Origin of the sequence: Nitratireductor aestuarii (genome assembly GCF_014641695.1) — a bacterium.
Classification (GTDB): domain Bacteria; phylum Pseudomonadota; class Alphaproteobacteria; order Rhizobiales; family Rhizobiaceae; genus Chelativorans; species Chelativorans aestuarii.
The window spans coordinates 19,317-41,038 of record NZ_BMIF01000001.1; the positions used below are offsets into that span (position 1 = coordinate 19,317).

The 21,722-nt window shown below is 58.7% G+C and carries 23 protein-coding genes and 1 pseudogene; 14 read left to right on the forward strand and 10 right to left on the reverse strand.

The window, feature by feature from the left end:
• The first annotated feature begins 54 nt into the window (after positions 1-54).
• The 5 genes from IEX27_RS00115 (at position 55) to IEX27_RS00135 (ending at position 2,100) form a co-directional block, all read left to right on the forward strand.
• Positions 55-702, forward strand: a complete 648-nt coding sequence (locus IEX27_RS00115) for a carboxypeptidase (RefSeq protein ID WP_188718908.1) — start codon at positions 55-57, stop codon at positions 700-702.
• Between the two features lie 3 nt (positions 703-705).
• Positions 706-915 carry a hypothetical protein gene (locus IEX27_RS00120; RefSeq protein ID WP_188718909.1) on the forward strand — a complete coding sequence of 70 codons (210 nt, stop codon included), beginning with the start codon at positions 706-708 and terminating at the stop codon, positions 913-915.
• Positions 912-1,124, forward strand: coding sequence for a hypothetical protein (locus tag IEX27_RS00125; RefSeq protein WP_188718910.1), 213 nt, complete (start codon positions 912-914; stop codon positions 1,122-1,124). The genes IEX27_RS00120 and IEX27_RS00125 overlap by 4 nt, the downstream gene beginning before the upstream one ends.
• 117 nt (positions 1,125-1,241) lie before the next feature.
• Entirely contained in the window at positions 1,242-1,691 is a 450-nt protein-coding gene (locus IEX27_RS00130) for a hypothetical protein (RefSeq protein WP_188718911.1), read from the forward strand.
• Positions 1,681-2,100 carry a hypothetical protein gene (locus IEX27_RS00135; protein ID WP_188718912.1) on the forward strand — a complete coding sequence of 140 codons (420 nt, stop codon included), beginning with the start codon at positions 1,681-1,683 and terminating at the stop codon, positions 2,098-2,100. Before IEX27_RS00130 ends, IEX27_RS00135 begins: the two co-directional genes overlap by 11 nt.
• Positions 2,101-2,279: 179 nt before the next feature.
• Here the strand turns inward: IEX27_RS00135 and IEX27_RS00140 are convergent, their stop codons facing one another.
• From IEX27_RS00140 to IEX27_RS00150, 3 genes are all read right to left on the reverse strand, one after another.
• Positions 2,280-2,465, reverse strand: a complete 186-nt coding sequence (locus tag IEX27_RS00140; RefSeq protein ID WP_188718913.1) for a hypothetical protein — start codon at positions 2,463-2,465, stop codon at positions 2,280-2,282.
• A gap of 74 nt (positions 2,466-2,539) precedes the next feature.
• Complete coding sequence (locus tag IEX27_RS00145) at positions 2,540-2,923, reverse strand: response regulator (RefSeq protein WP_188718914.1); 384 nt, start codon at positions 2,921-2,923, stop codon at positions 2,540-2,542.
• A gap of 219 nt (positions 2,924-3,142) precedes the next feature.
• Complete coding sequence (locus IEX27_RS00150; RefSeq protein ID WP_188718915.1) at positions 3,143-3,466, reverse strand: hypothetical protein; 324 nt, start codon at positions 3,464-3,466, stop codon at positions 3,143-3,145.
• A 461-nt stretch (positions 3,467-3,927) separates the two neighbouring features.
• Between IEX27_RS00150 and IEX27_RS00155 the strand changes: the two genes are divergently transcribed.
• Positions 3,928-4,236: a hypothetical protein gene (locus tag IEX27_RS00155; RefSeq protein ID WP_188718916.1), complete on the forward strand. Its 309-nt coding sequence runs from the start codon at positions 3,928-3,930 to the stop codon at positions 4,234-4,236.
• Between the two features lie 333 nt (positions 4,237-4,569).
• Here the strand turns inward: IEX27_RS00155 and IEX27_RS00160 are convergent, their stop codons facing one another.
• Positions 4,570-5,865 carry a serine hydrolase domain-containing protein gene (locus IEX27_RS00160; RefSeq protein WP_188718917.1) on the reverse strand — a complete coding sequence of 432 codons (1,296 nt, stop codon included), beginning with the start codon at positions 5,863-5,865 and terminating at the stop codon, positions 4,570-4,572.
• 661 nt (positions 5,866-6,526) lie between these two features.
• Here IEX27_RS00160 and IEX27_RS00165 point away from each other — a divergent pair.
• The 6 genes from IEX27_RS00165 to IEX27_RS00190 all read left to right on the forward strand — a co-directional run bounded on the left by IEX27_RS00165 (position 6,527) and on the right by IEX27_RS00190 (position 12,136).
• Positions 6,527-8,083, forward strand: a complete 1,557-nt coding sequence (locus IEX27_RS00165) for an ATP-binding protein (RefSeq protein ID WP_188718918.1) — start codon at positions 6,527-6,529, stop codon at positions 8,081-8,083.
• Positions 8,080-8,754, forward strand: a complete 675-nt coding sequence (locus IEX27_RS00170) for a response regulator (protein ID WP_188718919.1) — start codon at positions 8,080-8,082, stop codon at positions 8,752-8,754. The genes IEX27_RS00165 and IEX27_RS00170 overlap by 4 nt, the downstream gene beginning before the upstream one ends.
• Before the next feature lie 246 nt (positions 8,755-9,000).
• The gene (locus IEX27_RS00175) at positions 9,001-9,636 is read left to right on the forward strand and encodes an outer membrane protein (protein ID WP_188718920.1); all 636 of its coding nucleotides are present in this window, start codon (positions 9,001-9,003) and stop codon (positions 9,634-9,636) included.
• A 265-nt stretch (positions 9,637-9,901) separates the two neighbouring features.
• Entirely contained in the window at positions 9,902-10,570 is a 669-nt protein-coding gene (locus IEX27_RS00180; RefSeq protein WP_188718921.1) for an outer membrane protein, read from the forward strand.
• A gap of 202 nt (positions 10,571-10,772) precedes the next feature.
• Positions 10,773-11,264, forward strand: coding sequence for an outer membrane protein (locus tag IEX27_RS00185; protein WP_188718922.1), 492 nt, complete (start codon positions 10,773-10,775; stop codon positions 11,262-11,264).
• Positions 11,265-11,335: 71 nt separating this feature from the next.
• Positions 11,336-12,136, forward strand: coding sequence for a class I SAM-dependent methyltransferase (locus tag IEX27_RS00190; protein WP_188718923.1), 801 nt, complete (start codon positions 11,336-11,338; stop codon positions 12,134-12,136).
• A gap of 84 nt (positions 12,137-12,220) precedes the next feature.
• Here IEX27_RS00190 and IEX27_RS00195 read toward each other — a convergent pair whose 3' ends face one another.
• Positions 12,221-12,685, reverse strand: coding sequence for a pyridoxamine 5'-phosphate oxidase family protein (locus IEX27_RS00195; RefSeq protein ID WP_188718924.1), 465 nt, complete (start codon positions 12,683-12,685; stop codon positions 12,221-12,223).
• Between the two features lie 294 nt (positions 12,686-12,979).
• On the opposite strand from IEX27_RS00195, the pseudogene IEX27_RS00200 reads away from it, so the two are divergent.
• A pseudogene (locus IEX27_RS00200) lies at positions 12,980-13,327 on the forward strand (BA14K family protein); the annotation flags it as partial.
• Here IEX27_RS00200 and IEX27_RS00205 read toward each other — a convergent pair.
• The 4 genes from IEX27_RS00205 to IEX27_RS00220 all read right to left on the reverse strand — a co-directional run bounded on the left by IEX27_RS00205 (position 13,209) and on the right by IEX27_RS00220 (position 18,165).
• Positions 13,209-14,639, reverse strand: a complete 1,431-nt coding sequence (locus IEX27_RS00205; protein ID WP_244630163.1) for an O-antigen ligase family protein — start codon at positions 14,637-14,639, stop codon at positions 13,209-13,211. The pseudogene IEX27_RS00200 and the gene IEX27_RS00205 overlap by 119 nt on opposite strands.
• Positions 14,640-14,641: 2 nt before the next feature.
• Positions 14,642-16,183: an undecaprenyl-phosphate glucose phosphotransferase gene (locus tag IEX27_RS00210; RefSeq protein ID WP_188718926.1), complete on the reverse strand. Its 1,542-nt coding sequence runs from the start codon at positions 16,181-16,183 to the stop codon at positions 14,642-14,644.
• Positions 16,184-16,266: 83 nt separating this feature from the next.
• Positions 16,267-17,385, reverse strand: coding sequence for a glycosyltransferase family 4 protein (locus tag IEX27_RS00215; protein WP_188718927.1), 1,119 nt, complete (start codon positions 17,383-17,385; stop codon positions 16,267-16,269).
• 213 nt (positions 17,386-17,598) lie between these two features.
• Complete coding sequence (locus IEX27_RS00220; protein ID WP_188718928.1) at positions 17,599-18,165, reverse strand: polysaccharide biosynthesis/export family protein; 567 nt, start codon at positions 18,163-18,165, stop codon at positions 17,599-17,601.
• Between the two features lie 261 nt (positions 18,166-18,426).
• Between IEX27_RS00220 and IEX27_RS00225 the strand changes: the two genes are divergently transcribed.
• Entirely contained in the window at positions 18,427-20,535 is a 2,109-nt protein-coding gene (locus IEX27_RS00225) for a GumC family protein (RefSeq protein WP_188718929.1), read from the forward strand.
• On the opposite strand, the gene IEX27_RS00230 is transcribed toward IEX27_RS00225, so the two are convergent.
• Positions 20,536-21,717, reverse strand: coding sequence for a GNAT family N-acetyltransferase (locus IEX27_RS00230; RefSeq protein WP_188718930.1), 1,182 nt, complete (start codon positions 21,715-21,717; stop codon positions 20,536-20,538).
• Between the last annotated feature and the right edge of the window lie 5 nt (positions 21,718-21,722).

Here is a 21,722-nt window from a genome sequence, read left to right on the forward strand (position 1 = left end):
TCCCGGTACGCACATCCTCGATATCAAATCTAGTGTTTAAAAGGAAACATAACGATGGTCGACCTGGTGAAGGGCGACACGCGCCTGATCATTAGCGTGTGCCGCAAGCATGGGCTGCTGCGCAATCAAGCGGCGTACGTGCTCGCAACTGCACATTGGGAAACTGCCCGTACCATGAAGCCGGTGCGCGAATACGGCGGCGAGAAGTACCTTCAGAGCAAGCCCTACTATCCGTTCGTCGGGATGGGTTACGTGCAGCTGACTTGGGAGGCGAACTATCGGAAAGCCTCCCAGATCCTTGGTGTCGACTTCGTAGGGAACCCCAAGCTTCTGCTTGAGCCTGCGCATGCCTCGGAAATTCTCGTTCGCGGCATGATGGGTGGCTGGTTCACCGGGAAGAAGCTGTCCGACTACATCATCCTGCAGCGCTCCGACTTCGTCAACGCGCGCCGTATCGTCAACGGCATGGACAAGGCGCAGGAGATTGCAGTTCTGGCCCATGAGTACGACTCGCTGCTCAAGGTGGACGGCTACGGCGAAGAGAGCACCACCCGTGAGCCCAGCATTCCCAAGCTTCCCACTTCAAAAACGGACCTCCCGGCAACCACCCAAAAGAACACTGGCAAGGGCGGGCTCATTGGCCTCATCGTCGCGGCAATTGCAGCAGCGGCCGGAATCTTCTTCGGCATCACAGGAGACTGACCCATGTGGCAGCGTATACGTGAATTCTTCCGCGACTCGGAGACAATCTTCTGGGCTCGCCTCCAGATGCTTGGGGCGGCAATCGTCGCCACCGTGGCTGTGATCGACCCCATGCTTTTCGCGAACTACATCCCGGCGGCCTACCTGCCGGCCTATGTGTTCCTATCCGGCGTCCTCACCGAATACCTGCGTCGGCGCCGGTCTGACCTATGATGGACCTCATCCCTTACATCGTTGGAGCCGTGCTGGCTGTCCTGGGTTTGGGCGGCCTGTGGGTCAAAGCGGAAAACTTAGGCAAGGCGAAGAAGGAAGCGGAGCATGCAAGGCAACGCGAAAAGGATCTTGATCGCATCAAGCGGGCTGCTGATGCCCGGCCTTCTGGGAGCGTGCACGACGACCCATTCAACAGGGACAACGGCTGACGTTTGCCTGATCTGGAAGCCGGTCACGTACTCGGCCAGCCAGGACAGCGAGCAGACGATCGAAGAGGCGCGAGAAAACAACGCAAGGCGTAGCGCTTACTGCGAGGCGAGCCGACGATGATCAACCGCCGTGTTGAATACCTCTCGGCCACGATCATGGTGGGCTGGGCAGGGCTGCTGATCGCCACGAGCGATAACAGCGTTACCTCAAGCGTAGCCTTCGCACCGATGATCAGCCGCGGCTGGACCGAAATCCAGCTGGCCATCATCCTAGGCTTGTTCGGCCTGGTTTGGCTCTGCGCTCTATGGGTGAATGGCCGCTACCGACGAACGCCAGTGTTCCGATGTATCTGCGCCGCTGGGGGCGTTGTCATCTGGAGCCATGTCGGCTTGCAGCTCGTCATCAGCGGCTTCCGGACGGGCATATGGTCCACCGGACTGCCCGTCTACTGGACACTTGCCGCATTCGATCTGGCATCATGTTACCGCAGCGCGGCGGATGCCTACTTTGCTCACCTCAAGGGTAAGCTCAAAGACAAAATGGCAGCCGCGCAGCATGAACCTTGATTCATTGACAACAGCAATCGCCGCCATCGGCGCAGTCATCGCTGCTCTCTTTGGCATCTACAGGGCATCAGGGGGGCAAGTTAAGCCGACAGAGCAAGCACCGGCCCCGACACTCCCGGCAATGGTCAACCAGTACACCAACGGGCTGAAGAACATAGAGAACGAGCTCCAGGCAGCGGTGAGAGTGCTCCACGATACCAAGCGCACGATGGAGACGATCAGCAGCCATCAACAAAAGTCGGTTGGCGAGTTGGAAAGCATCAACCGCATGCTAGGCCGGATCGAGAACAACCAGGCAAATCTTAACCGCACCCTTGAGACGATCAAGAACCACGACGAAACCTCTGTGCAGATCCTTGGGCAGATCAGGGAGTTCGTGCGGGTGAAGGGTATCCACCGGTCGGGGTGAGCTGCCCTGACAGTCACCGGTACCGCTCCCGCGCACTCTTCGTGTGGCGCTTAGTTTGCAACCAGTTTAGCCATAGAGCTTTCATGAACTGGCGAAAGAGAAGGAACTGTGAAGGCAACTTTTCCTTGACTACGCGTTCAGAGAGCCAGCTCAGCGGCGTCATAAGAGCCTTGTTGGGTCTAGGCAGATCCCGCGATCTCGACGTTCTTTAAGGCTTTCAAGATAATATTTTGGGAGCCTTTGATATGCTCCTGCAAAATGTGGGCGGCCGCCAATTCAAGGGAGGGCAGTCCGTTCTTATCACCATATCGCTTCAACGCTGCTGCTTCCTGAAGAGATAAATCAACAGCTATCAGGACTCTCATCTTGCCTCCCCCAACCGGGTTGGAAACAAGCATATTACATCCGCCAAATCAACTCGTGTAAACACACAATTCCACTACAAAACACCACCAGATCTTGCAGGAATGCGCGATGCAAGTTGGTCAACGACGGCTAGCAGCTGAACTTCATCGGTAGGCTTTCCTAGAATGGGCGCGCCGCTGATAATCTGGCCACATAGTTGCCGTGGGTCTCCTACCGCGGTGGCGATCACGAAAGGAATGCTCCGGTCTTTCAACGCCGCTGCAACCGGCGTTACCAGCTCATCACGAAGATTGACATCAAGGATCGCGACTGTCGGGAGTTCTTCTTCGAGGATCTGCAGGGCGCGGTGGACACTTGGAGCCGGTCCCAAAACGATCCAACCATGATCCTCAAACACATGGGTTAGATCCATCGCGACGAACAATTCGTCTTCGACGATTAGAACACTTCTTGGCACGCCCCAGTTCTCCACTACAACTCGTCCCGGCCCGCGAACGTCTGAGGACTGCAATGGTTCCCATAGAGGAAGTGTAGCTGCGACGGTAGAACTGTAGCAGTGGCCAGCTTAGATGCTTGACGCATCATGGGGGGGGGGCGTGCTGACCACTGCCAATAGCCAACTAACATCAGAGAGTTAATTTGGTAAGATGTTAGATGCGCACGGGCACTTCTACCGTCACTGTTTCCGCTGCTGATCAGGCTCGAACTGGGCAATTCCTTGGATCTCACATAGCTTGTTCGCGCATGCAGCTGAAAGATCGTCCCAAAGAGCATTGAGATTGTCGATGAGCATCTGAAGGTCTTCATCGACATCACCTTCTTCCAATATCAATTGGATGGTGGCTCGACAGGTGGCCTCGGCTTCTGTCAGTGCGGTGTAAATCGCCATCGCTTGCCTGAGGTTTAGATCCTTCTTGGTCAGGATGGTTTCGATGTCGCTTTCCAGCCGATCCGCAATCATGCCTTGCTCAATGAGCGACTCCACCAAGGCAGGGTCCATGGCGTCCTCCATGCAAGTGAGCGGCCAATCTGCTTGTAAGTAGATATCGCGCTCTTGGCTGCCGGCAAATCAATGATCAGCGTTCAGTGAAACAATCGCGTGGTGATGCTGCTCCCGGATAAGAATGATCCGCATCGCGCTGTGGCTGGCTGGCTTTCAGATGCCCGGCGTAGCGCAATATTGGCAGTCTCAAATCTTTCGTCAGTCGGGAGCGTTGGACGGAATTGATTGTCTTCTAAAAAGCGTTCCACGACCGTCGCATCGAACTTTGTTTTCTGCTTCGCTCAATGCGGCCATTACGGCATCGTACATCTATGCAGGAACCTGAGGTGGTGGGCAACGGCGTCACCGTTTCATACGAAGCCTTCGTACAGAGAGTTCGTGAAGGCGAGTGCATGCACCGCTCGGGGGTGAGACAAAATCTCAGTTGACTCTGCGTACAATGTTCTCATTTTGTTCGCATGGTCAATACAGCCGCGCCCGGATACGCCTACCCAGTTTCCAAGCTGATCCAGCATCGCTTGATTCTGCGCGTTCGTTGCCACACTTGCAAGACGCTGCACCATTACCGGCCCGAGGACCTGATACAGATCTTCGGCGATGCCGATGTGAACAGTCTTCATCGCCGGATGAAGTGTGAACAGTGCCGACGCAACTCAGCTCTAAGCGTGGATTTTTTCCAACCAGTGGGCTCTGACGCAATCGGTCTCAAGATCCGCCGCTTGGTGGCAATCAAGCTTCTTCGCGTGCCGGTCTGGCGGGAAGAATGAGCCACATTTTGGTGATTCGTTTCGTTTACACCGAACCTCGGAACGCCAATGTTTGCTTGGGTGGGCTTGGTCCGAGTTTACCCACATGCCGTTGATTCTGTTCAGAAACTACGCGACTGGGGGTCAAGGGGTCGTGGGTTCGAATCCCGCCGCTCCGACCATTTTTCATCATCCATTTCCTTGATGCAGCGGCAGCAGCTAATGATAGCCGGCAAAGGCTTTTGCGTTGCTGTTCGAAAACCCTTTCCATCTCGAGCCTTCGCCTGCTGACGAATGCACACCCCGAAGCGATCGCAGACCACTTCGGGGCTATAGGTTCGATGAAGCGGTTCCTTACTTGGTGGAGCCAGTCATCGTGCTGTCGGCATTGTGCGATTTGTAGAATGCTGTCTCGAAGTCATAGAAGGCCTGGAGAGCTTTCTGGTCTACAAACGGCAGCAACTGGGTCATATAGACCCCGCCCACTTTGTTCTTCGGGTCAATCCAGAAGAAGGTGTTCCGCAGTCCTGCCCATGCGAGGCTGCCAGCGGGCCTTCCCGTAGGTGCGTCCTCTTCATTGATCATGAAGCTCAAGCCCCAGGTCTTCTCAACACCGGGGAAGAACTCGGCGTCTTCCGAGCGTGCCGGGTCGGTTGTGTAGATCATCTTCACCCGCACGTCGCCCATCTGGTTCTTTGCCATCTCCTGGACGGTCTCAGCCTTCAGGATCGTCTTTCCGTCGACGGTGCCTTCGTTCAGGATCATGCGGACGAACTTAAGGTAGTCGGGTACGGTGCTGTACAGGCCGCCGCCACCATAATCACGCGGAGGGTTCTGGTCGGCGATATAGTCGGTAGCCTCGAGTTCACCCTTTTCGTTGCGCTGATGGCTCGTTACCCGGCGACTTTCCATCGCGTCGGAAAGCCCCCAGCTCGTGTCGTTCATGTCGAGCGGGTCCGTTATGTTGGCCTTGACGTAGTCGGCCAGTGGCTGCCCGCTGGCTTCACGCACCAGGTAACCGATCCAGTCGATGGATTCGCCATAGATCCAGTCTTCGCCCGGATCGAACAGCAGTGGCCTCAGCCAGGTCTCCTCCTGGTCATACGTTAGCGGTGGCAACTCGCCCTGAGTCTCGGTGTAGCGCTTGAGCTTGTCCGACCATTGGACATATCCGAGGCCTGAGGAATGGGTCATCAGGTGGCGAAGTGTAACCGGCTTGTTCGGCTTCCGGAGTACCGGCTTGCCCTCAGCGTCAAAATCCTCGAGCACCATGAGCTTGTCGGCCATCGGTAGCCATTTGGAGATCGGCGAATCCAGGTCGAGCTTTCCTTGCTCCACCAGCTGCATTGCGGCGGCGGCGGTGACAGCCTTTGTCATCGAGGCGATGTTGAAAACGCTTTCCTCGTTAACGCCATCGTTGCCGCCGAGTTCACGAACTCCGAATGCGCCGATGAAGACGGTATCGTTGGCATCGGTAACGCCGGCTACGGCCATTGGAACGTCGCCGCGCTCGACAGGGGCGCGGAGAGCTTCTTCAAGCTGAGTGAAGTCAGAGGCGGGGTTGGCCGTCGTCTGTGCGGCCAATGGTTGGATCAGTGCTGCGCTAAGCAATGTCGCTGCCGAAAGCTGTAATATCGAAGGTAAAAACATTGAGCGTCCTCCTGTTGCAAAGAATCGCCCCCGCTCGATAGTTTGTTCAGTCGGTGCCTCAACCAATATAACGCTGCTTTCTCATCCATGTATACTACAATTCAGGTCTTATCGCATTTTGTGACCGAGGGGGGGATTCGACCGTCGATGCCCGAGGCCCAGCAAGGCCGACGGCGTTGACAATTGCGCACGAGACGGAAGGGAAGTGGCAGCTTGAGCGCGTCCTGAAGAACCTGGCGCAGAGCATACCCGTCACTGCCATGGGCGGGACACTGGGCATCCGGCCGTCGCAGTATTTCGCGCTAATCCGACGATGGGAAACAAGGGGGCGTTAAGACACTTAGCAGGCAGGAAAAGTGGATTCCGCCTGGTTCCTGGCGCAAGCCAAGGACGCCAGAAACAAACACAAGGCGTCCGGAAGCCGCGCAACGGGGAGACGGGGTTGATCCGGACGCCTTTGCTAGCGTGTGCGCAAGTGGCTGGGGCCAAATGCTGACTGTATCGTAGGGTGATCCCAAAGTTTTCGCTACGGAACTCATCCGCGAGTTGATTGGCAAAAGTTCCCGATCCCGTTGCCAACTATGCGCTTGCAGGCGAGCATAATTCCAGATTGACTGAAGTGTCTGCGGACCTGCGGAGGAGCTTTCACGGGGGAGGATGAATGACCGGAATTGCTGCCGAGCAACCCAGTGGACCCCATGGCCGACACGATCACTTCCCGGTCCATGCCAGTTCCGCTGCATCTTCTTTGCAGCCCAAATCCCGTGTCAGGTGGTGGAACAGGATACCGCTTCGCTGGCAGATTTTTGCCGCCTTCGTTTTCGCCACCTCCGTCGCGGGGATCGTCGCGACGATCGTGACCATCTACGACGCACGCCGTTCGGCGCAGTTGGAGATCATGTCATCGATGCGGCTTGCGGAGCGCTTCGTCCTGGAAACCATGGCTCGCACCCCGCAGGAGGCAAACGGAGCGGCCGTGCTCGAAGCGCTTGCCAAGGAACTGGGGGAACTGCGTCACGTCCGCGTTATCACCACCACTCTCGGCGGTGGCAGGTTCTCGGTTCTGCCCATGGCGGATGCGGCTCACCTCAACGATACGCGACAGGTGCCCGCCTGGTTCTCAAAGCTCGTTCAGGTGGAGGACATCCGGCGTGAGTTGAGGATCGGCATGGGCAGCCGCCAGATCGGCTCCGTCATCCTGCTTGGCTATGCCGGTGACGAGCTCGCAGAGGTCTGGGAGGAGAGCAAGAACCTGGCGGGCATCGCGCTTGCGTTCAATATTGCAGTGGCTGCCATTCTTTATTTCGCGCTAGGGCGGGTTCTCCAGCCGTTGACCAGCCTGGCCAAGGGATTGCAGGAACTGGAGAGGGGGCAGTTTCAGCACAGGCTCGTCAGGCCGGGTGTTCCGGAGCTGGCGGATATTGCCGGGCGCTTCAACGCGCTTGCCGAACGGCTGGCCGGCGCCAAAGCGGACAATGAAAGGCTGACCCGCCGTCTGATCACCGTTCAGGACGATGAGCGTCGCCACATCGCCAACGAACTGCACGACGAGATAGGCCCATGCCTTTTTGGCCTCAAGGCAAACATCGCCTCGCTGGAACAGCTTGTCGACCAGCGGGCACATCCCTCCGCCGACAGGATGCGCGACCGGATTGCAGCACTCGGCGACATTTCCGACCAGATCCAGATGCTGAACCGCCGGCTGTTGAGTCGCATCCGGCCCATGGCGCTGGGGCATGTGCCTTTGGCTGAGCTGGTGTCTGGATTGGTTGCCGATTTCGAGCGCGTCGATGCGCACCCGCGGATTTCATTGTCTGTAGGATCTGTTGCACCAAGCTACGGCGACAGCATCGATCTGACCGTCTACCGCTGCATTCAGGAAGGAATCACCAACGCAAAACGCCATAGCGAGGCCCAGGCGATCAACGTTCGGCTGGCGGAGCAGCTGGTCAACAGAAGCGGCCCCGACGATGCCGAGCAGGGGGCCTTCGCTCTGAAAATCACGGTGGAGGATGATGGCAGCGGCTTCCCGCCTGGCAAGCCATGGGGGTTCGGCCTGACGGGAATGGATGAGCGCGTGCGCGCGCTTGGAGGTACGCTGAGGATCGTGGAACGCGCTGAGGGCGGGACCAGGCTTGAAGTCGCCATCCCGCTGGACGACAATCGCCGGCAAGTCGCGTTTGCCGACCACAGTGAAACAGGGAGCAGACAGCAATGAGCCGCGTACTGCTTGTCGATGATCACCCGATCGTGCTGCAGGGCTGCCGCCGTATCCTGGAGGATGCGGGGGTAGCGGAAGTGCTGGAGGCGAGCAGCGCCACCAGCGGCTATCGCACCTTTCTTCGCAGCCGTCCGGAGACGGTAATCGTCGACCTGGCCCTGAACGGCAATCGCCTTGGCGGGCTGGACCTGATTCGCCGGATGCGCCGGCATGATGCCCGTGTACCTATTCTTGTGCTGAGCATGCACACGGACCCGCACATTGTCAGCCGGGCGCTGGAATCCGGAGCCACGGGATATGTGCTGAAGGAGGCGGGACCGCGCGATTTGCTGGCTGCCTTCCAGTCTGTTCGCGCGGGCAAGCCCTACCTGAACCACGAAATAGCTGTTCAGATTGCGATGCTGGGATCCCGGCGCGACGGTGGCCCCTACGGCAACCTTTCGCCGCGTGAGCTGCAGATGCTCACCCTTCTGGCGGACGGCAAGACCTATGGCGAAATCGCCGATAGCCTTAGTGTAAGCTACAAGACCGTCGCCAACAGCTGCTCTCTGTTGAAGGAAAAGCTCGGAGCCAGGAACCTGCCGGAGCTGATCCGCATGGCAATCCAATATGTTTCCGACTCACCGGAGAATATTTCTGGAACAAGACCATCCCTGGCGGCAGGATAGTTGCAGCAGCTCGATAATTGCTTCCACGACCTCGCGCAAAAAGCGAAAGCATTTTTCTCCCGAAGTGCCTCTGCAGAAATCATATCGTTGCCACATCTCAGGAAGACTGCGGCATTGCCGTGACCGTCAAACATCGATCACTGCTTAACATTCAACAAAATCTGTTATGTGACATATATGTCATAGTAAATTCGTTCATGGGTGATAAACATCCCCTCATCGAAATGTAACGGAGGGGCTTCTCTGATGAAGTTTATCATTTCCACTGCAGCAGCAGTACTGCTGTCCACGTCCGCGTTTGCTGCCGACGCTGTTTTCGTCAACGATCCTATCCCTGCGGCTCAGGTTCCTGCCTATCTCTGGAGCGGTGCGTATATCGGCCTCAACGCCGGCTATGCTGGCGGCAAGGCTGAGGCAACCGACGGTGAAATTGGCATCAGCGCAACCGGCAACGGTTTCGTCGGTGGTGTTCAGGCTGGTTACAACTGGCAGTCCGGTTCGGCCGTCTATGGTATCGAAACGGATATCCAGTACTCGGATGTCTCCGTCGAGATTGCTGACTTTGATATCATCGAGATTGACTGGTTCGGTTCGACCCGTCTTCGCGCCGGCTTCCTTCCGACCGATCGCTTCCTGGTTTACGCGACCGGCGGTGTAGCCTACGGCAAGTACTCCGTTGACCTTGCAGATCTTTCAGACACCCGCGTTGGCTGGACTGTTGGTGCCGGCGTGGAATACGCCATCGACGACAAGTGGTCCCTCAAGACGGAATACCTCTACACCGATCTCGGTAGCTGGGATATCGCAGTTGATGAGGGAATTGCTGCCGACGTTGACTTCAAGTTCCACACGGTTCGCGCCGGCCTGAACTTCAAGTTCTAAGCCGAAGCTTCCATTCCTGTAAAAACGCCGCGGGGCTTACTCCGCGGCGTTTTTCGTTGAGACTATGTATTGCAGAGGCACTGCCCATTTCGGTCCCAGCACGGGCTCGTGGCCTGAATAGCAGTTCCAGCAGGTCTGATCCTTCCAATCTAATATCCGTTAATTAGTCAGCTAACGCGTTACGTGTGTGACATAATTATCATAGTGCACACGTTTAGCCGTGATACAGGAGCTCCCGTTATCTAACCCATTTGGAGTAGTGCCTGTGAAGTTCATTATTGCCACGGCGGTTGTCGCATTGCTTTCCACCTCTGCGTTTGCCGCTGACGCTGTTTTCGCCTCTGATCCGGTTCCGGCTGCAGTCGCTCAGGCTCCCGCCTATGCCTGGAGCGGTGCTTATGTTGGCGTCAACGCCGGCTATGGCTTCGGAAAGGCCAAGGGCTACTACACGGATTTTGAAGATCCGGAATACAGCGAGAACAGCAGCCTCAACGGCAAGGGCTTCTTGGGTGGCGTGCAAGCCGGCTACAACTGGCAGTCTGGCTCGGTTGTTTATGGTCTGGAGACCGATCTCCAGTACGCTGACATCAAGGCCAAGGAAGAATATGAAGGTGCAGCTAAGATCGACTGGTTCGGCACCACGCGGGCGCGTGTAGGCTACGCACCGGCTGACCGTGTTCTGGCTTACGCCACGGGCGGTGTGGCCTACGGTAAGCTGCGCCTCGACACCTGGCTCTTCGATATTTCGAAGACCCAGATTGGCTGGACGGTCGGCGCTGGCGTGGAATACGCGCTGGACAACAACTGGTCACTGAAGACCGAGTATCTCTACACCGATCTGGGCAAGTGGACGGTCACCGAATCTGACTGGGACCGCAACGAGATGTCCTTCAACTTCCACACGATTCGCGCCGGTCTGAACTACAAGTTCTAAGCCGAAGCAGTTGTTTCCGATAAGACGCCGCGGGTACCTCCGCGGCGTTTTTTGTTGGCCGGAAGTCTGGTCGAGCCAGACATGTAGCGAGCTGATGGGAAATGGCTCCGATGTCGTGGGGCGGTCGAACTGTGCTGAATATGACATGACAGTTCGACCAGGATGCTAGTTGACCCTCTCAAACAGCTTTGGAGGGGCTCCTGTGAAATTCGTCATTGCAACACTCACTACCGGACTGCTTTCAACTGGAGCAACCGCCGGCAGCGCAGTTCTGGTCGATCCGAATGAAAGTGCGGTGCATTCGTGTAGTGGCGCCTATCTAGGTGTCAATGCCGGCTATGCCTACGGCATTAGCAGAAATAAATACAAGCATTTCACCTATTCCGAATTTGACGTGACCCTTAGTATCCTCGGAGAAAATCTCGTCGCTGGCGTGCAGACCGGATACAACTGGCGCTTTGGTTCTACGGTCTTTGGCATCGAGACGGATGTCCAGTATTCGCCAATGAAGATTGGTCACTATAGTAGTAGCGTCGAGATGGATTGGGCTGGCACCGCCCGTGGCAGGCTCGGCTTCCTGCCGGAAGAACGTCTTCTCGTCTATGCGACGGGCGGAATAGCCGTTGGGCAGCTGGAGTTCGTGGTGAGCGAGTATTCCTTCGCGGTTTTTTGCGGCCCCGGATGGCGGCTTTGAAGAACGACTTGTTCTTCAGTGCGCAGAGGCGGATAATCTGTGCAGGACGGGTGAGGCGTATGGAGGATAGAATGACTTCTAGCTTCAACGTCCAGAAAGCCGCTGGCTATGAACAGCTCATGGGCCGGTGGAGTCGGCAGCTTGCAACGCCTTTCATCGAGTTCGCTGGCGTAACCGATGGCGAAACAGTTCTTGATGTCGGCTGCGGAACAGGCAGCCTGACTTTCGCAATGGCCGAAAACCTCCGAATCAAGGCGATCGCGGCTGTTGATCTCTCGCCAGTGTTCGTGGCGGCAGCATCAGAGCGCAATACGGATCGCAGGATTTCAATTCAGCAGGCTGATGCCTGTAGTCTGCCGTTCACAGATGGCAGTTTCGATCGTGCCCTGGCGCTCCTTGTCCTGCACTTTATACCGGAAGCCCCCCAAGCGGTCCGCGAGATGCGCCGGGTCGTTCGGCCCGGTGGTACCGTTGCCGCTGCTGTATGGGATCACTACGGTGGGATGCCTGGAATGCGAATGGTCATTGATGCTGCAGCGGCCATAGATGAGGCGGGCCGACAGCTTCGCAGCCGCTACGCTTTCCAACCGATGGTCCAACCGGGGGAGCTCAAGCAGACCTTTATTAGCGTCGGCCTTGAGGATGTCATTGAAACGGAATTCACGATCAGGATGAATTACCTGGATTTTAATGACTTCTGGGCACCCATATCCGCGGGTGAAGGACCGTTGGGCATGTATGTCGCCGGGCTTGATGCTGGAAAGCGAACGGAACTGGAAAGCAGCGTCCGTGGAGCCTTTGAATCAGGCCGGCCAGATGGACCGAGATCCTTTGCCAACGTTGCTTGGTCGTGCCGTGGGCGTGTTCCGTGACGAAGGCTGATGAAACGCGCACGAAGACGCAGTTGCCGCCACATCCGTGTCCTTTGAGCGGCAACAACGTCCCGAGAGGCGATCTTACATCCCCGTATGCTTCTTCTCGCCCATGTCCGGACGCCCGCCAGTGACGGCGGCGAAGAGCATCTTGGCAGAAGCGGTGATGGAACCGGGGCCGTCCCAGAATTCGGCGCTGTTTGGCGAAACGGAGATCAGGCGGATGTTCGGGTCTTCCGGCGAATCCCACCAGGCCTGCGCAAACGTGCTCCAGAGCTCGCGGATCTTCTCGCGGTCGTTCGAAACCTGCGCCTGTCCTTCGACGACCAGATAGTCGTTGGCCGAGTGATCGGCAAAGCTCAGCTGTACGGTGTGGTCATCCTGGATCTCGCCAACCTTTTCGCTGTTTGCGTCGGTGAGGAAGTAGATGGCTCCTTCATCCTTGCGAACGATGGCCGACATGGGCATCTGATGGCCGCTCACGCTGAAGAAGCAGGCCCGGGTGTTTTCCGCGATTTTCCATGCCTTTTCCGGATCTGAAGCGGTCATTTTTATCTCCTTGTAGATGAACTTGAGCAGGCTGCAGCCTGACCCTTAAAGTGCCGCGGAGGCGAGGGACCTGCAGGCTGGTTCTGTCTGCAAACGTGGAAGGGCTGGCCTTGTTCCACGGGTTTTGTTGCGCGATCAGGTGGAACTACGGGTGATCTACGGCGTTGGGCTCCGGATAGTCGAAGCCAGTGGATGCTGGCAGGCAACAATCGGGAGAGTTACATGAAACGCATGTTATCTATGGTATGCGCTGCTGCGATAGCAGTGTCAGGCGCGGCAACCAGCGCGATGGCAATGCCCGTCGCCGGTTCTGCGAAAGCCGAGGTCGGCTCAAATCTGATCCAGGTTCAGAATCCTGACCGTAGACGCATCGTCGGCCCAACGCGCGGCTACTATCGAAGCGGTCGGGACGTCTACTACAATGGTCACCGCGGATCGTTCCGCCCGCGTGAAGGCTGGCGTCGCCACAATGATGCATGGTTCCCGCCGGCAGCCTTCATTGCTGGTGCAATCATTGGCAATGCTATCTCGCGCAGTGCGAACCCGCCGGCGCCAGTTTATCGTGGCGGTCCTGCAGTAAGCTTGCCTGCTGCACACGTGCAGTGGTGTTCGCAGAAGTACCGTTCCTATCGTCCGGCAGACAATTCATTCCAGCCGTATAATGGCCCGCGTCGGGAATGCCGTTCGCCATACTATTGATCGGCTGCATAGCTAAACGGCCGCTAACCTTTGAAGCGGTCTGATGGCGCTGTTCCAGCGCCATCATGCCCCAGACCAGGCCAAGGATCAGGTAGAAATGCCGCCAGTGGTCTGTATCGATGATGCTGCCGAGCGCCACGTGGCCCAGGAAGGCTGCGTAGGCGCAAAGCAGATAGGGCTGCCATTCGCGTTCGCGTAGCAGGATCCGGAAACCGGCAACGATAGTCCAGACGGTCAGGATCAGATAGCTCGCAAATCCCAGCCACGAATAATCCATCAGCGTCTTGAGCCAGATGTTGTGCGTATCCTCACCAAACATCGGTCCGAAGACGAGCGGGCCGATGCCGAAGGGCTTTTCCATCGCCAGTTGGAAGCCCAGGGCAAAGCGCGCGAAACGACCCACCCGGTTTCCGTCATAGTCCTGCACCAGCTGCGCGCGTTGTTCGAGCAGCGTTGCGATGGCGGGGATCTGGAGGGCGATGATGATGCCGACGGCAAGCGCTGTGATGGCGGCAATACACATCAGGATGATCCTGAGCCGTGTCGCGCCGCTCCGGTGCTGGATGAAGAGGGCAAGCGTCACGATCGCAGCCCCGAACACGAAAAGCCCCCAGGCGCCCCGCGAGAACGAAAGAAAAATTCCGAAGACGATGATGAAGAGGGGCGGGACGGCGAGCAGCGCTACCCTTGATCCGGCGGTCATCACGCGGTGCAACAGGAAGAGCGCCGGCAGGCACAGAAACGGCCCGAACACGTTCGGGTCCTCGAAGCCTCCTGTCGCGCGTCCGTAGCGGGTGAAGAGCGAGGCTCCGGGCACGGCATTGAAGTAGCCGAGAATGCCGAGCGCCGCGGTACCGACAGCCGTGAAGATCCACGCCTTGAACATGACGCTGATGAGCTTGGGATCCGACTCCACAACGGCAGCATAGAAGATCGAGGTGATCGCCAGGAACAGCGAAACGGCGATGTAGAGCGGAGCCTTGCCCAGATCGGCCATCTGGGTCATGGCGATCATGCCGCCGATGTTGAAGAGCACGAGCAGCACCACCAGCGGCGCGATGTGTCGGGAAAGTCGAAGCCCGAACAGTGCCCAGATAGGGATAAGCCCGGCGAGCCACAGTTCGTACGGCGCGGGTTCGCTCAGCACAAAGCCGGAGAGCAGGACCGCGAGTGCAATTGCCACCGTCCTCATCAGCGTGATGAGGAGGGCATTTGCTGCCCGGTCGAAACTTGCAGTCCCCCCAACGCCCTTCATGATCAGTAGGCGTTCTCCGTCTTCGAGATGAGGCGGATCGGCGTCAGCAGCAGGATCTTCAGGTCGAATGCGAGCGACCAGTTCTCGATATAGTAGAGGTCGAATTCGGTACGCTTGAGGATCTTTTCTTCGCTGTCCGTTTCACCGCGCCAACCGTTGATCTGCGCCCAGCCGGTCACCCCGGGCTTGACTCGATGGCGGGCGAAATAGCCGTCCACCACTTCATTGTAGAGCTGGTTGTTGGCAAGTGCCGAGACGGCGTGCGGGCGAGGGCCCACGAGTGACAGCGTTCCCATCAGCGCATTGAAGAACTGCGGCAGCTCGTCGATCGAGGTCTTGCGGATGAACCGGCCGACGCGGGTCACGCGCGGATCACCCTTGGTGACGAGCTTGCGGGCGGCCGGGTCGCACTGATCCGTATACATCGAACGGAACTTCCAGACCTTGATGAGCTCGTTGTTGAACCCGTAGCGCTGCTGCCTGAAGATCACCGGGCCCGGACTGTCGAGCTTGATGGCAAGGGCGGTCGCCAGCATGACCGGTGAGAAGAGGATGATGCCGATGAGGCTGAACACGATGTCGAAGGTGCGCTTGGCGACCTTGTCCCAATCGTTGATTGGGCGGTCGAACAGGTCCAGCATCGGCACCGAGCCGATGTAGGAATAGGTCCTCGGCCGAAACCGTAGCTGGTTGACGTGGGCGGAAAGCCGAATATCGATCGGCAGCACCCAGAGTTTGCGCAGCATCTGCAGCACCCGGGCTTCCGCAGTGATGGGAAGCGTCACGATCATCAGGTCGACACGGGCCACGCGGGCAAACTCGATCAGCTCGTCCGTATTGCCGAGCTTGTTGTATCCGGCCACAACGCGAGGCGAACGGGTATCGTCGCGGTCATCGAAGATGCCGCAGATGCGGATGTCGTTGTAGGGCTGCTGCTCGATCTCGCGGATCAGGGCTTCCGCGGGCGCTCCGCCGCCTACGATCACCGCGCGACGTTCCATGCGTCCATTGCGTACCCAGCGGCGTGTCAGCTGGGCTACCCCCACGCGGAGCAGGAGCATCAGAGCAAAGCCGCCGACATACCAGGAGGCGAGCCAAAGGCGCGAGAACTCGGACGAAACCTTGAGGAAGAACAGTGCGACGGTGGCAAAGGCAAGCGCGCCCGACCAGATGAGCAGGATCCGTCCCAGCTTCGGGAGCGGGTTCCGCAGGGCGGGCATCTGGTAACATTGGGAGAACTCGAGCAGGATCACCGTCAGCAACGGGAGGCCGATGATCACGATCGGATACTGCAGACCGAGCTCCGGCTCATGGCCGACATGCAGGAGATAGATCGTGAAGCCCGCAACGATCAGCAGCAGAAGCTCCACGATCCGCACAACACCTGCGACCAGAACGGGCGACATCGTATCGTTCCGGAACTGCTTGGCGATCTCAAGGGCAAGTGGACTCAGACCAGCAGCCTCGCCCTTGGAGGGGCCGATGCCTTGCTGGGCGCTTTCCACTGCCTTGTCGAACCGGGGATGAGGATCGATCGTGTTCATGAGCCATTACCAGTGAGAGTTCGGCTATAGTCGTTTACAACCAGAAAGAGTCTTGGGCGTTACCAAACGCGGTTAACACCAGCTCAAGGTGATAAACTTTGCTTGTAGATGCCGGATATTTTTCCAGCCATTGCCTCTATGCTGAATTTCTCTTTGAGATTTTGCCCGCCGGGCATCAGGTTTTTCCAGCTGGTCTCATCTTCGAAGGCCCGGGCCATGGTCGAGGCAAGGGAGGCTGCCGAGGGATCGCAAAGAGCCTCGGACCGGGCGCCGAAGATCTCCGGGATCCCGCCGACACGCGTTGCAATCAGTGGCTTTCCGGCTGCGAGAGCCTCAAGCACAATGTAGGGCATGGCTTCCGCACGCGAGGGCACGACCATCAGGCGTCCAAGCCTGAAGGCATCGCGCGCAGGCATGGCCGGCAGAAACCGCACGCGCTCGCCGAAGTCGAGCGCCTCTGCCTGAGCGATATACTTGGCGAGATCTTCGCCATCGCCGACGAGCGTTGCCGTGACCGGCCGCTGAGCCGTCTCTTCAACCTGCTTCAGCGCAGCGATAAACAGGTCCGGTCCCTTCAGGTCACGCATGGTGCCGATATAGAGGAAGTCGGTGGCATCCGGGTCTGCTGTCACAGGCTCGAACTCGCCAGCGCGTAACCCGTTATAAACGATGCTCACCGGGCAGCGCGGGGTTCCGATCTTGGAATTGTAGGTGCGGCTCTCGTACTCCGAGACGAAGATCAGGTGATCGGTGATCCTCTCCAGCGAGCGCTCTATGCCGAAGTAAACCTTTCCGGCAAATGTATCGACGCTGTGGTGGAGGGTGCCGCCATGCGGCGAATAAAGGCGCGCGACCGGCCGGCCGGTGAGCCGCATCACGGTTCCGAACGTGCGGGCGTAGACGCCGCCCTTGGCCCCATGGCCGTGCAGGATATCCGGACGCATGGCACGAAGCGCCCGCAGAGTGCGCCACGAGCTTGCGATATCTCCAGGGCCCACCTGACGCTGCATCGGTGTACGGATCAATCCCAGCGAGAGTTTTGGGGCAATCTCGGCCAGCAGACGGTCTTCATGCGGTCCGCCCGTCGTGGAATCGCAGACAATGCCCAGTTCATGCCCTTCGGCGATCTGCGCGTCGCACAGATCACGGACATGCCGGAACACGCCGCCCACGGGCGCGCGAAAACAATGCACTATGCGCATGATACTAGCCGTTCTGAAACAGACCGCTTTGCTTGATAGCGAAACGCCCCAACCTTAGCCCCACAGCCCGGAAAACAAGAGGTTTAAACCTATTTAGAAGCTGTAGCCTCCAAATATGACCCTGAGGATGTTCGCGCAAGAGCCATTACATGCGGAAACACTGATGCCGCAGACAAGTGGCATCCAGGTCACGTGTTATCGAGGCCAATGGCCTCAGAAAAGACGTTCGCGAATGTAAACCGTGTCGCCCGGCATAAGCGGATCGGAGGTCGTTACCCGGCCTGTCATGACATGGCCGTCGATCTGGCGGGTGATGTCCACCAGCGACTGGTTTGCGCGAGGCGTATAACCGCCGGCAACCGCAACAGCCTGCTGGACCGTCATGGAAGGCACGTAGGAATATTGCCCCGGCGCTCCGACTTCGCCCATGATGAAGACCGGGCGATACTGATCCACCTCGACGCTGACGTCTGGCTCGCGCAGGTAACCCTGGCGCAGCTTCTCGGCCAGTTTCTTTTCAAGCTGCTTGGCCGTCGATCCGCGGGCGGCGATTGCGCCCACGAGTGGGAAGGAGATATAGCCCGCCTGGTCCACGCTGTAGGTGTTGGAAAGATCCGGCTGCTCGTAGACGATCACACGCACCCGGTCGCCCGAATCGAGCCTGTAGGGCTGGGTCAGCACGGCATGGAACGCTGGCGGCGGCGTGCGATAGCCGGTGCAGCCAGCCAGGACTACTGCCGCTGCGGCAAGCGTTACCAACATCGACACACGCTTTTTCATCGGAGCTTACGCTTGTCTTTCGTCCTGGATGTCTGACCCGGGTTCCTTCTGGCACTTATCGAGGGAACAGGGTTAATGGCGAGTTAAGCCAAAGATTATTAAAGCCATAGAAGTGACAAGATTAACCCGCTGGTTACCACACAAATTTACTCTGTGCCCTAGAAGCGCGGAGATTCTTTGGGACGCTTCCACTTGTTGGATCTACCCGAGGCGAGCTGAGATCGATCAACGGCAGCCGGCGGCGTAGTCGTGGAGTAGGGAATGGGCAGTAGCATAGCGGCCAGTGACGTCGACATCGACATTGGCCACCTTGTCAGAAGTCTGACACGCAAATGGTGGTTGGTGCTGGGCGTTTCCCTTGCCGTTGGCGCGGGCGCCTATGCGCTTGCTTCCAAGTCTACGCCCCTTTACCGGGCCGAAGCACGTTTGCTCATCGAGCCGCGCGAATCCGTGTTCACCCGTCCGACGGGCAACGCAGGCCCGGAAGTTCTGCTGGACAGCGAGGGCGTGGCGAGCCAGGCCGAAGTCATTTCCTCCGCCCAGATACTGCTTGATGTGGCAAGGCAGCTGGACCTCGCCTCGCTTGAGGAATTTCAGGACAAGCCGTCTGCCGTGAACCGGGCTCTGGTGTTCCTGGGTCTTGCCCGTGACCCCGGCGTAATCCCGCCGGAAGAGGCCGTCCTGATCAACCTGCGTGAGAAGCTCGAGGTTTATCGTATTGAAAACTCACGTGTAATCGTCATAAGCTTCTCGTCGGAAGACCCCGAGCTTTCCGCTAGCGTGCCCAACGCCATAGCTGACGCCTATGTGTCGAGCCAACGCGCCGCCAAGCTCGAATCCAGCGAGAGCGCTACCGGCTGGCTGGCACCGGAGATCGAGGATCTGCGCGAACGCGTCAGGCAGGCGGAAGGGAAGGTGGCTGAGTTCCGCGCCAGTTCCAACCTTCTGCTCGGCCAGAACAACACCGTACTGGCCGCCCAGCAGCTTTCGGAGCTTTCAAGCGAACTGTCGCGCGTCCGCGCCAGCCGTTCGGCGGCCGAGGCGAGGGCGCGCACGGTGCGCCTTGCCGTTCAGAACGGTGCCGCCGTCGAGACTCTCGCCGAGGTGCAGGCGTCGCCGCTGATCCAGCGCCTGCGTGAACGGCAGGTCGAGCTCCGGGCTCAGATTGCAGAACTCTCCACCTCGCTGATGAGCGGTCACCCGCGCATTCGCGCGCTGCAGTCTCAGCTGGCAGACCTCAACTCCGAGATCAACCAGGAAGCCCGCCGCATCCTCGGCGCTTTGGAGGCCGAAGCCGAATCGGCTCGTCAGCGCGAGCAGGAGCTGAGCGCGAGCCTCGACCGCCAGAAGGAAGAGGTCGCCAAGACCGAGGAAGCGCAGGTGGAACTGCGCGCGCTGGAGCGGGAAGCCGCCTCCGAGCGTGAACTGCTCGAATCCTACGCAACCCGCTTCCGCGAAGCTGCAGCCCGTCTCGATCGCAACTATCTGCCGGTCGATGCGCGCATCTTCCAGCGCGCGCTGGCGCCATCGCTGCCTTACTATCCGAAGCCTGCACCCATGGCGCTTGCCGCATTCGCCGGCACCCTGCTGCTGATGTCCGTGCTGATCCTGCTGCAGGAGCTCTTCAGCGGTCGAGCCCTGAAGCCGGCGCCTGGTGGCCGCCAGCAGGTCAGGGCGCCGCTGCCCGAGATCGCTCGGGTGGAGCCGGAGCAGCGCGTTCGCGAGATCGTCAGCGAAGCGATCGATGAGCCGGCGGAGTTGCCAGCGGCAGCGTCGAGCGAAATGGACGTTCAGGCCGCAGCCGGTGCGCTGATGTCGTCCGGCGTGGAACGCGTGGTCTATCTCTCTCCCGAAGGGGACGAGGCTGCTGCTGTCTCCGTTGGTATCGCCCGTGAGCTGGCAGACGCTGGCATGCGGGTCCTGCTGCTCGATCTGACGATTTCGGGTGCCGCGTCACTGCCGATGCTGGAATCACGCTCCTTCTACGGCATCACGGATCTTCTGACGTCGGAGGCCCAGTTCGCCGATGCGATCCACTCGGACCTTTATTCCTCCAGCCATGTCATCCCGGTGGGCACCGCTGATCCGGAGCAGGCGATGGAAAACATCGACCGTCTGCCCATCATTCTTGGCTCTCTTTCGGCTGCCTATGACGTGCTGATGATCGAGTGCGGCCCGACAACCGCAGGCAGCATCGCACGCCTGATGGAAGACAAGACCGACGTGGTGGTCAGCATCATCAATCGCAATGATGAGAGTGTTGCGGAAGTTCTGGCAGAGCTTGAAGGCGAGGGCGTTACCCCGATGCTGGTGCATTCGCCGGTCAGGTATGACCCGCCCGCCCATCCCACGGATCGCGACGCGGCTTGATCACTCGGATTTGGCTCGGGCAAGTACTTCCCGGGCCTTGTGCACGAATGCATTTGCATTCTTGTTGCGCTTGATGAAGCGCTTCGCACGTTCCGCCGCCATGGTGATGAGCGTCAGCATCTTGCCCCGGAAGCTGAGGCCAACGTGCACCTCGAACTGCTGGCGCTCCAGATCACACCAGGAGCGCTTGTAGCGCGCTTCGCCTACGCCCAGATCGTAAACCGCGTCGGTTGCCTGCATGGCAAGCGACACGACTTCATAGGTCAGATATTCCCCGAGGGCGAACTGTGCCAGTTCGTCGTTCCGGTAAGCGAGAAAGTCGCACAATAGCCCTTCTGCCGTGCGGCTGTAGCCGTTGACCGCCCGCAATTCGCCAGCTACCTCCAGACCATAGAGAAGGTAGGACGGCACCTCTTCGTCGAGCGCCGCATAGAAGAGTCTGCGGTAATTGGCCTGCACCTCCTCCGGACCAAACGAATTGGCAATGCCGCGCTGCTCGAGCTGCTCGCCTTTCCATTGCAGGAAGTGGTCGAATAGCCGATCGACCTCCTGGCGCGTCTGCGCCTGGAAGACCCTGACGTCACCGAATGGCTTCAGCTTGCGCTGGATCTTGCGGTGGCGGCTCATCCTGCTCGTGCTTGCGATCGCCTTGGCCTGCCGCGCCCGCTCCAGCGACTTGGCGAAGGCAAGATTGGCGCTTTCGATGTGCCAGAGGTGGAGCAGGGGGTTGGGCTCGCCCATGAACTCCTTGCGCATGCGTGTCAGGATCAGCGCATCGATATCGGGCCGGGCGGTGCGGATATCATGCAGCACGGCGTAGAGGTCGCCCATCGCCAGCCGCTCGCCAGCGATCGGGGGAAAGTTGCTGTGCGCGTGAGAACCGCCTGCAAAGCAGGCAACGGAGAGGGGTCCCATTCGACGCACTTCAAGCGCAAGAGCCATGACGGGCTTGCCGTTCTTGAAGGTGAGAGCGATCAGGCGCTCTTCGGGGCTCTTGTCTCCGAGCCAGCTTTCGACCCAGAGCGGTTGCTGCGCTCCGGCATAGAGAGCATCCTTGCAGAAGCGGGAATAGGACTGGAACGCGTCGGAGCCGGAAAGAACTCGGCTGAAGACACCGGTCTGCGGAACGTCATGACCGGAATGCAGGGGCTTTCCGCCTGCAATGGTATCGATCTTGTTCAATGGTC

Bases quoted from the DNA above. Each gene is read 5' to 3' on its own strand.
- IEX27_RS00115 (WP_188718908.1), top strand. From the start codon at position 55: ATGGTCGACCTGGTGAAGGGCGACACGCGCCTGATCATTAGCGTGTGC.
- IEX27_RS00120 (WP_188718909.1), top strand. From the start codon at position 706: ATGTGGCAGCGTATACGTGAATTCTTCCGCGACTCGGAGACAATCTTC.
- IEX27_RS00125 (WP_188718910.1), top strand. From the start codon at position 912: ATGATGGACCTCATCCCTTACATCGTTGGAGCCGTGCTGGCTGTCCTG.
- IEX27_RS00130 (WP_188718911.1), top strand. From the start codon at position 1,242: ATGATCAACCGCCGTGTTGAATACCTCTCGGCCACGATCATGGTGGGC.
- IEX27_RS00135 (WP_188718912.1), top strand. From the start codon at position 1,681: ATGAACCTTGATTCATTGACAACAGCAATCGCCGCCATCGGCGCAGTC.
- IEX27_RS00140 (WP_188718913.1), bottom strand. From the start codon at position 2,465: ATGAGAGTCCTGATAGCTGTTGATTTATCTCTTCAGGAAGCAGCAGCG.
- IEX27_RS00150 (WP_188718915.1), bottom strand. From the start codon at position 3,466: ATGGACCCTGCCTTGGTGGAGTCGCTCATTGAGCAAGGCATGATTGCG.
- IEX27_RS00155 (WP_188718916.1), top strand. From the start codon at position 3,928: ATGGTCAATACAGCCGCGCCCGGATACGCCTACCCAGTTTCCAAGCTG.
- IEX27_RS00160 (WP_188718917.1), bottom strand. From the start codon at position 5,865: ATGTTTTTACCTTCGATATTACAGCTTTCGGCAGCGACATTGCTTAGC.
- IEX27_RS00165 (WP_188718918.1), top strand. From the start codon at position 6,527: ATGACCGGAATTGCTGCCGAGCAACCCAGTGGACCCCATGGCCGACAC.
- IEX27_RS00170 (WP_188718919.1), top strand. From the start codon at position 8,080: ATGAGCCGCGTACTGCTTGTCGATGATCACCCGATCGTGCTGCAGGGC.
- IEX27_RS00175 (WP_188718920.1), top strand. From the start codon at position 9,001: ATGAAGTTTATCATTTCCACTGCAGCAGCAGTACTGCTGTCCACGTCC.
- IEX27_RS00190 (WP_188718923.1), top strand. From the start codon at position 11,336: ATGACTTCTAGCTTCAACGTCCAGAAAGCCGCTGGCTATGAACAGCTC.
- IEX27_RS00195 (WP_188718924.1), bottom strand. From the start codon at position 12,685: ATGACCGCTTCAGATCCGGAAAAGGCATGGAAAATCGCGGAAAACACC.
- IEX27_RS00205 (WP_244630163.1), bottom strand. From the start codon at position 14,639: ATGAAGGGCGTTGGGGGGACTGCAAGTTTCGACCGGGCAGCAAATGCC.
- IEX27_RS00210 (WP_188718926.1), bottom strand. From the start codon at position 16,183: ATGAACACGATCGATCCTCATCCCCGGTTCGACAAGGCAGTGGAAAGC.
- IEX27_RS00215 (WP_188718927.1), bottom strand. From the start codon at position 17,385: ATGCGCATAGTGCATTGTTTTCGCGCGCCCGTGGGCGGCGTGTTCCGG.
- IEX27_RS00220 (WP_188718928.1), bottom strand. From the start codon at position 18,165: ATGAAAAAGCGTGTGTCGATGTTGGTAACGCTTGCCGCAGCGGCAGTA.
- IEX27_RS00225 (WP_188718929.1), top strand. From the start codon at position 18,427: ATGGGCAGTAGCATAGCGGCCAGTGACGTCGACATCGACATTGGCCAC.